The organism is Nonomuraea sp. NPDC005501 (assembly GCF_040605905.1).
Taxonomy (GTDB): Bacteria; Actinomycetota; Actinomycetes; order Streptosporangiales; family Streptosporangiaceae; genus Nonomuraea.
This window is the reverse complement of sequence record NZ_JBEXDT010000074.1, coordinates 40,777-49,069: the sequence shown is the minus strand read 5'-3', so window position 1 is coordinate 49,069 and position 8,293 is coordinate 40,777. Positions and strand designations below refer to the sequence as shown.

Below are 8,293 nucleotides of genomic sequence, written 5' to 3'. Positions count from 1 at the left end.
TCTCTTCCGATCTAGCAGGACGGCCGTAACATGATCATGGTGCTCGGCCCGCACAAGAAGAAGGCCGAGTCCCCGCGGGATCGACGGCCGGCGCGAGTCCCCGCGGGATCGACGGCCGGCGCGGGTCCCGGCGGGATCACAGTGTCGCCGCCCGGACGCGGGGCAGCACCTCGGCGCCCAGGCGGCGGACGTTCTCCACGGCCCGCCGGTGGTCGCCGATCCCCTCGACCATGAGGATCAGCCGCCGCACCCCCGTGGCCTCGGCCGTGCCGAGGATCGCCTCCACGCACCGGTCCGCCGACCCGACCGGATGCACCCGGGTCAGGAAGCCGGCGTACGCGGCCACGTCCCGGCGGGGCCTGGGCCGCCCGTCCACCGGCAGGTAGCCGGCCAGGCCGGGCTCCAGCCAGCGCGGCATCGCCTCCCTGAGCTCCCGGACGGCCTGCCGCGTCGAGTCCGCCACATGCCCCACGGCCGCCGCCACATGCCCGGCCTCCCCCGGCCGGTGCTCACGCAGGGCGTCGTACGCGGCCACGGCGGCGGCCTTCTCCCGGTCGTCCACGTGCATCCCGAGCAGCATCGGCAGCCCCCGTTCGGCGGCCAGCGCCAGCGTCGCCTCCGACGTGCAGGCCACCACCGGCCGCAGCGTCGCCGCGGGTACCATGGCCACCTCCCGGAACCGGAAGAACTCCCCCTCGGCCGACACCCGGCCACCCGACAGCGCCCGTACGAGCAGGTCCAGCGACTCCCCGAACCCGCGCTCGAACCGCTCCGGCCCGGTCCCGAACACCTCCAGGTCCACCCACGGCCCGCCCCGCCCGACTCCCAGCGTGAACCGGCCGCCCGACAGGTGGTGCAGCATGGCCGCCTGCTCGGCCAGCGCCACGGGATGCCAGGTGGACAGCACGCTCACCGCGGTGCCCAGGCCGATCCGCGAGGTGCGCCCGACGGCCACGGCGGCCAGCGTCGTCGCCGACGGGCACACCCCGTACGTCATGAAGTGGTGCTCGGCGATCCAGGCGTCGTCGAACCCGGCCTCCTCGGCCGCCACCACGAGCTCGACCGTGTCGGCCAGCACCCGCCCCGGGTCCCGCCCGGGGAAACCGGCCGCCACCAGGAAGACGCCGACGCGCACCGGACCTCCCTATCCGAACAGGCTGACCTGGCCCTCGCTCGCCGCCGGATCGCGGTGGCGCTTGAGGTGGCGCCACTGCGGCAGGTCGTCGAGGTAGGACCAGGACACGCGGTGGTGCTCGGTGGGCCCGAGCCGGGCCAGCGCCTCCTGGTGCACGGGCGAGGGGTAGCCGGCGTTGTCGGCGAAGCCGTAGTCGTCGCAGCCGAGCGTCGCCATGTGCGCGTCGCGCCGCACCTTGGCCAGCACCGACGCGGCGGCCACCGAGACGCTGGCCGCGTCGCCCCTGACCTCCAGGCGCACCGGCCAGGGCGGGCCGATGTAGTCGTGGGAGCCGTCGAGGATGACCGCCCCCGGCCGTACCGGGAGGGCGTCGAGGGCGCGGCGGGCGGCCCGGCGCAGCGCCTCGGTCATGCCCAGCTCGTCGATCTCCTCATGCGTGGCCTCGCCGTAGCCGATGCCCGCGGCCCACGACGGCAGCTCGGCGGCCAGCGCCTCGCGCCGGGCGGCCGTGAGCTGCTTGGAGTCGGTCAGCCCGGCGGGCGGCTCGGACAGGTCGGTGACGACCGCGCAGACGGTCACGGGCCCGGCCCAGGCGCCCCGGCCCACCTCGTCCACTCCGGCCACCGTGCTGACGCTGGGCTGGGAGAGCAGGAGGCGCTCGATGTCGTACGTCGGCGGCATAGCCGCACACGCTACCGGTCGGCGAGCCGTATCGGGTCCAGGTCGGCGGCGATGTAGCGGGCCGCCACGTGCACGGCCCGCAGCGTCACCGACACCGACGGCCGGTGGACGCTCGACCCGCGGGCGACCGCGTGGACCTCCCGCCCCACCGGGTCGCCCGGGAACTGGCGCACCGCCACCCCCCGTACCCCCGCCGCGAGCGCGAGCGCCGGCACGGCGGCGATGCCCAGCCCCTTGGCCACCAGCGACAGGATCGCGCCCAGCCCCTCGAACTCCCACGGCGTCGGCCGCGTGCCGCCCACGTCGGAGAGGAGCCGGTCCACGGCCAGCCGCGACGGCTCGCCGTCCGGGGTGGCCATCCACGGCTCGTCGCGCAGCTCGCGCAGGTCGATCGGCACGTCCGGGTCGGCCAGCCGGTGCTTACGCGGCACCACCAGCACGAGCGGGTCGCGCAGCAGCGGGAAGACGCGCAGGTGCTCGCTGTCGCGCGCGCGGCCGTACCAGTCGTCGACCAGCGCGATGTCCACCTCGCCCGACTGCACCTCGCGCATGCCCCGGCCGGACCGGCTCTGCCGGAGCCGGAGGGTCAGCTCGGTGTGGCGGCGCAGCGAGCGGGCGAGCGCGGGCGCGAACGCCACGGCACCCGTCGGGAAGGCCGTCACCACGACCCGCCCCGAGGGCGTGCCCGCGTGCGCGGACAGGTCCGACTCCGCCTCCTCCACCATGGACAGGATGCGCTCGGCGTGCGCCACCAGCCGGCGGCCCGCGTCGGTCAGCTCGGCGCTGCGCGCGGTCCGGTCGAGCAGGGCCGTGCCGGTCTCGCGCTCCAGGGCGACGAGTTGCTGCGAGACCGCCGACGGGCTGTAGCCGAGCGACGCGGCGGTGGCGGCGATGCTGCCCCGTCGAGCGAACTCGCAGATCAACGTCAATCGCCGCAGATCGAGCATCGGACCTTCTTTCGCCTACCCACAAAAAGCCTCGCTTGTCCTGATGCAATACTTTAAGCAGGCTGGGAACGTGACAAACATGAGCATCACCCTCTCCGCCACACTGGCGGCCAACGAGGACATCGAGCGAAGACGGCGCGCCGGGGAGCGCGTGCTGCACCTGGCCTTCGGGGAGGCAGGTCTGCCCGTCCACCCGGCGCTGCGCGACCGGCTGGTCGCCGCGTCCGGCCGCAACGGCTACGGCCCCGTCGCGGGCGCCCCCGAGCTGCGCGCCGCCGCGGCGGGCTACTGGGCCCGGCGCGAACTCCCCACCGACCCCGACCTGGTCGTCTGCGGACCGGGCAGCAAGCCCCTCCTGTACGCCCTGCTCCTCGCGATCGGCGGCGACATCGTCCTGCCCGCGCCGAGCTGGGTCAGCTACGCCGCGCAGGCGGACCTCGTCGGCTCCCGGTCCATCCTGGTGCCCCCGCCCGCCGGCGAGGGCGGCGTGCCGGACCCCGGCCGGGTCGCCGAGGCGGTCCGCCACGCCCGCGCGCGGGGCCGTACCGTGAGCTCCCTCCTCGTGACGCTGCCGGACAACCCGACCGGCCGCCTCGCCACCGCCGAGACCATCGGCCGTCTGGTGGACGTGGCCCGCGAGCTGGACCTCGTGATCATCTCCGACGAGATCTACCGCGACCTGATGCACGACCCCGCCCCGCCCTACACCTCGCCCGCCGACCTCGCGCCCGAGCGCACGATCGTGACCACCGGGCTGAGCAAGAGCCTCGCGCTGGGCGGCTGGCGGATCGGCGTGACCCGGCTGCCCGAGAACGCGCACGACCTGCGCGAGAGGCTGCTCGCGGTGGCCAGCGAGATCTGGTCCTCACCGGCCGCGCCGGTGCAGCAGGCGGCGGCCTGGGCGTTCACCGAGCCGCCCGAGCTGGCCGAACGCGTCGCGCTGAGCCGCCGCCTGCACGGCGCGGTCGCGCGGGCGGTCCACGCCCGCTTCGCCGCGGTCGGCGCCCGGACGCCGGAGCCGCAGGGCGGCTTCTACCTCTACCCGGACCTCGGCCACCTCCGCCTCGGCGGCTCGGCCGCCGTCACCCGCCTGCTGCTGGAGGAGCACGGCATCGGCGTCCTGCCCGGTCACGCGTTCGGCGACGACCCCTCCGCCGCCCGCGTGCGCGTCGCGGTCAGCCTCCTGTACGGCGAGACGGCCGAGCAGCGGCTGGCCGCCCTGGACGCCCCGAACCCCGTCACGCTGCCGTGGATCTCGGCAGCCCTGGACCAGCTCTCGGACGGCCTGTCGGGGCTCGCGAAGGGCCGCCCGGAGGCGGCGCGTGAACGACGGCCGGCGCTCGTGCCGACCGCATGTCACGGTTAGGCGAAATCTTCGCCCAGCGGGCCCGTCCGAAACCCGGAATCACCCCGCTGACCTGGGCAAACACCATGTTGCCCGAAACCCGCCGAAGAAGGTGCTCGCGGCCTGGTCACAACGGGCCCGGTCAGCCCTCATCATGTGCTCATGCCCGCTCTTGTCACCCTGTCCGGGCGCCTCGTGCGCCTGGAACCTCTCAGCCCCGCGGCGATCGACGACCTCGTCGCCGCGGCGAGTGAAGACCGCTCCACCTATGCCTTCACTCGCGTCCCGAACGGCCGGGACGAGATGGTCTCCTACGTGGAGGCCGCGCTGGCTGAGCAGGCGGAGGGCCGCACGCTGCCCTTCGCCATCCGGTGGCTGCACACCGATCGCCTGATCGGTGCCACCCGTCTCATGAACCTGGATTACTGGCAGGGCCCCATGCCCTGGCCTCCGGGCGCACAGAGCGTGGTGGGCGAGGTCCCGTCCGTGGCGGACATCGGCTACACCTGGCTGGGCGCCTCAGCCCAGGGCACGGGTGTCAACCGGGAGAGCAAGTTCCTGCTGCTCTCACACGCCTTCGAGACCTGGAACGTCCACCGCATCACGCTCAAGGCTGACGTACGCAACGTCCGATCCAGGGCCGCCATCGAGGCTCTCGGCGCACACTTCGACGGGGTGCGGCGAGCGGAAAGCCGGGGCGCCGACGACACGGTCCGAGATACGGCGTTCTATTCGATCCTCCACTCCGAGTGGCCGGCCGTCCGTGAACGGCTGGCGCGAAGACTCGGGCTGGTGGAGGCCGCGTAGAAACCATGTCCAAGGCCCCGCCCGGGTGATCAGGGCGGGGCCCGTATTCCGTTCCGGGAGGCATGACCGCCCCCGCTTCGTTCCGGGGCCATGCCTCACTTGCTGCTCAGCATCCGCTCCGGTACTCAACGCCCGATCAACACTGAATCAACGCCTTAACCCGAAAATACGAAGAGAATCCCGCTAGAGCCCCTTTCGGCGAAGATCGCGATGCGCCGGAAGTTTTCCCGGCAGAGGGGCATGCCTATGTGTCAGGCAAGGTTCGCTCTATGATTTGGTAACAAATCGTTCCATTGCCCTGGAGACATACGGCATGGCTGGTCAGAGCGTCGAAGGCGGCCTACGGTTCGCCGTGCTCGGTCCCGTGCGGGCGTGGCGTGATGGCGAGGAACTCGACCTGGGCACGCCCCTGCAGCGGTCCATTCTCGGCATGCTGCTCCTCCGCGAGGGCCGCGCGGTCACCCCTGCCGAGATGATCGACGCCGTCTGGGGGGACGACTCGCCGCCCAGAGCCCTCGGCGCCCTGCGCACGTACGTCTCCCGGCTGCGGACGGTCCTCGAACCCGACCGGCCCGCCCGGTCGCGCCCCGAGATCCTCACCTCGGTGGGACGCGGCTACGCGCTGCGCCTGTCCGACGGCGCGCTCGATCTCGTCCGCTTCGAGCGCGGCCTGCAGGAGGCGGAGACGGCCCGCAAGGCCGGGCGGCCCTCCGCCGCGGCCGGGGCGCTGCGCGCCGCCCTCGCCCTGTTCGAGGGCGAGCCGCTGGCCGGCGCCGTCGGCCCCTACGCCGAGCACCAGCGCGACCGCCTCGTCGAGTGCCGGCTCAGCGCCATCGAGACGCTCATGGACGTGGACCTGGAGCTGGGCCGCCACGCCGACGTGGTGTCCGAGCTGATCGCGCTGACCGCCGATCACCCGCTGCGCGAGCGGCTGCGGGCCCAGCTCATGCTGGCGCTGTACCGGTGCGGGCGGCAGGGCGACGCGCTGGCCGTCTTCACCGAGACCCGCCATGCCCTGATCGACGAGCTGGGCATCGAGCCCGGCCCCGACCTGTCCGCGCTGCACCAGCGCATCCTGGCCGCCGACCCGTCGCTCGCCGCCGCCGCTCAGCCGGCCGTCACGGTCGCCCCGGAGCCCGCGGAGGAGCCGGAGCCGCGCGCGGAGGAGCCGGTCCACGAGCTGCCCCGCCCGGCGCAGCTCCCGGCCACGGTGAGCGACTTCACCGGCCGCAAGGAGATCTCCAGGCGGCTGCGCACGATGCTCGGATCGCACACGGGCGCGCTCTCGTCGCACACGGCCGAAGGCGTGCCGGTGGCCGTGATCTGCGGCATCGGCGGCGTCGGCAAGACCACCCTGGCCGTCCACGTGGCCCACGCCGCCGACGACCTCTTCCCCGACGGACAGCTCTACGCCGACCTGCGCGGCTACACCGGCGAGGCGACCGCGCCCGAGTCGGCTCTGGGCGCGTTCCTGCGGGCGCTCGGCATCCCGCCCGACGTGATCCCCGAGGTGCCGGCCGAGCGGTCGGCGCTGTTCCGGTCGCTGCTGGCCGACCGCCGCATCCTCGTCCTGCTCGACAACGCCCGAGACGCCGAGCAGGTCATCCCGCTGTTGCCGGGCTCGCCCGGCTGCGCCGCCATCGTCACCAGCCGGGTCAAGCTGGCCGACCTGCCGGGGGCGCGGCTGTTCGACCTCGACGTCATGGAGCCGGACGAGGCACTGTCGCTGTTCGCGTCCGTGGCCGGGCCGGAGCGGGTCGCCGCCGAGCACGCGGCGGCCATGGACGTGGTGGCCGCGTGCGGGTTCCTGCCGCTGGCCGTGCGGATCGTCGCGGCGCGGCTGGCCGCCCGGCCGTCCTGGACGGTCGCCTCGCTCGTGCCCCGGCTCGCCGACGAACAGCGCCGCCTCGACGAGCTCCGCGTCGGCAACCTCGCCGTGGAGGCCACGTTCGCCCTCGGCTACGGCCAGCTCGACCCCGCCCAGCAGCGCGCGTTCCGGCTGCTGTCGCTGCCCAACGGCCCCGACATCTCCGCCGGCGCCGCCGCCGCGGTGCTGTCGCTGAGCCCGTTCGAGGCCGAGGACCTGCTGGAGTCGCTGGTCGACGCCAGCCTGCTGGAGGCGCCCGCGCCGGGCCGCTACCGCTTCCACGACCTGCTGAAGCTGTTCGCCCGGCGCATCCTCGACAGGACCGAGCGGCAGCAGGCCAAGACGCTGGCGCTGCGCCGGCTGCTCGGCTTCTACCTGGCCTCGGCCCAGTCGGCGCACCGGCTGGCCTACGAGGGCAGCATGATCGCCGACAACCTCGTGGTGGTCGGCACGGGCCGGGCGTTCGGGGCGGCCGACGAGGCCGTGGCCTGGCTGATCGCCGAGGGTGACTCGCTGTTCGCCGCGATCAACCAGGCGGCGTCCGACTCGCGTACCGCCGAGGAGCTGCTGCCCGCGGCCGACCTGCTCGTGGCCATGGAGCCGCTGATGGAGTCGGGCACCCACACCCGCGAGTTCGACCACGGCACCCGGGCGGTCCTGGCCGCGGCGCTGCGCATCGGCGACGCCGGCAGCGAGCTGCGCTCCCGCTACGTGCTCGGCCGGGTGCTGTTCGCCGGCAACCGGCTGACGGAGGCCGAGGAGCAGTTCAGGACGGTCCACGAGCTCTCCGTGGAACGCGGCGAGAAGATCGTCACGGGCGAGGTCAAGAACGCGCTCGCCGTCGTCGTCGGGCGGCAGCGGCGCCACACCGAGGCCCTGTCGTGGTTCGACTCGGCCATGCGCTGGTACCGGGAGAGCGGCGTGCCCGCCGGCGAGGCGCTGGTGCTCAGCTACTCCGCGCGCGACCATCTCGGCCTCAACCGGCCGGAGGACGCGATCGCCGCCGCCGAGAAGGGCCTGGCGATCTTCACGGAGATCGGCAGCGGCGCCGGCACCGCCCGCGCCCGCTACCACCTCGGCATCGTGCTGTCCCGCGTCGGCCGCCTCACCGAGGCCGTCCACCACCACGCCGAGTGCCTGGCGTTCTTCCGGGCGAGCAAGCAGCGCGTGTGGGAGCAGCGGGTGTGCTCGCGGCTGGCCGAGACCTTCATCGCCGCCAAGCGCTACCCGGAGGCCGTGCGCCACGCCGAGCAGGCGCTGGTCGTGTCGCGGGAGATCGGCCACCCGTACGGCGAGGCGCTTTCGCTGGCCGTGCTGGGCAAGGCGCTCAAGGGCCTGGGCAGCACCACGCGCAGCACCGACTGCCTACGGCAGGCCTTCGACATCTTCTCCAGGCTCGGCGCTCCCGAGGCCGGAGACCTGAAGGTCCTCCTGGACTCCGCCGCCGCCCCCGCCTCCGTGGTCGAGGCCGTCGACGGGCCCCTCGTCGAGTCCTGAGTACAGCGTGTCGT

The 8,293-nt window shown here is 73.9% G+C and carries 6 protein-coding genes; 3 read left to right on the top strand and 3 right to left on the bottom strand.

All coding sequences use genetic code 11. The features are described from left to right. Positions 1-136: 136 nt before the first annotated feature. From ABZS51_RS30255 to ABZS51_RS30245, 3 genes are read right to left on the bottom strand one after another with little or no spacing between them, the layout of a single operon-like run. Complete coding sequence (locus ABZS51_RS30255; protein ID WP_355447949.1) at positions 137-1,135, bottom strand: LLM class flavin-dependent oxidoreductase; 999 nt, start codon at positions 1,133-1,135, stop codon at positions 137-139. Between the two features lie 9 nt (positions 1,136-1,144). Next, positions 1,145-1,816, bottom strand: coding sequence for a ribonuclease HII (locus ABZS51_RS30250; protein ID WP_355447946.1), 672 nt, complete (start codon positions 1,814-1,816; stop codon positions 1,145-1,147). An 11-nt stretch (positions 1,817-1,827) separates the two neighbouring features. Further along, complete coding sequence (locus ABZS51_RS30245; RefSeq protein ID WP_355447943.1) at positions 1,828-2,763, bottom strand: LysR family transcriptional regulator; 936 nt, start codon at positions 2,761-2,763, stop codon at positions 1,828-1,830. A 79-nt stretch (positions 2,764-2,842) separates the two neighbouring features. On the opposite strand from ABZS51_RS30245, the gene ABZS51_RS30240 reads away from it, so the two are divergent. The 3 genes from ABZS51_RS30240 (at position 2,843) to ABZS51_RS30230 (ending at position 8,279) form a co-directional block, all read left to right on the top strand. Beyond that, complete coding sequence (locus ABZS51_RS30240) at positions 2,843-4,129, top strand: pyridoxal phosphate-dependent aminotransferase (RefSeq protein ID WP_355447940.1); 1,287 nt, start codon at positions 2,843-2,845, stop codon at positions 4,127-4,129. A 141-nt stretch (positions 4,130-4,270) separates the two neighbouring features. After that, on the top strand, positions 4,271-4,915 hold the full coding sequence (locus ABZS51_RS30235; protein ID WP_355447937.1) for a GNAT family protein: 645 nt from the start codon (positions 4,271-4,273) through the stop codon (positions 4,913-4,915). A 313-nt stretch (positions 4,916-5,228) separates the two neighbouring features. Continuing rightward, the gene (locus tag ABZS51_RS30230) at positions 5,229-8,279 is read left to right on the top strand and encodes a BTAD domain-containing putative transcriptional regulator (protein ID WP_355447934.1); all 3,051 of its coding nucleotides are present in this window, start codon (positions 5,229-5,231) and stop codon (positions 8,277-8,279) included. Positions 8,280-8,293: the final 14 nt, after the last annotated feature.

Excerpts from the sequence above, each read along its gene's own strand:
- ABZS51_RS30250 (WP_355447946.1), bottom strand. The coding sequence starts at position 1,816 with ATGCCGCCGACGTACGACATCGAGCGCCTCCTGCTCTCCCAGCCCAGC.
- ABZS51_RS30245 (WP_355447943.1), bottom strand. The coding sequence starts at position 2,763 with ATGCTCGATCTGCGGCGATTGACGTTGATCTGCGAGTTCGCTCGACGG.
- ABZS51_RS30240 (WP_355447940.1), top strand. The coding sequence starts at position 2,843 with ATGAGCATCACCCTCTCCGCCACACTGGCGGCCAACGAGGACATCGAG.
- ABZS51_RS30235 (WP_355447937.1), top strand. The coding sequence starts at position 4,271 with ATGCCCGCTCTTGTCACCCTGTCCGGGCGCCTCGTGCGCCTGGAACCT.
- ABZS51_RS30230 (WP_355447934.1), top strand. The coding sequence starts at position 5,229 with ATGGCTGGTCAGAGCGTCGAAGGCGGCCTACGGTTCGCCGTGCTCGGT.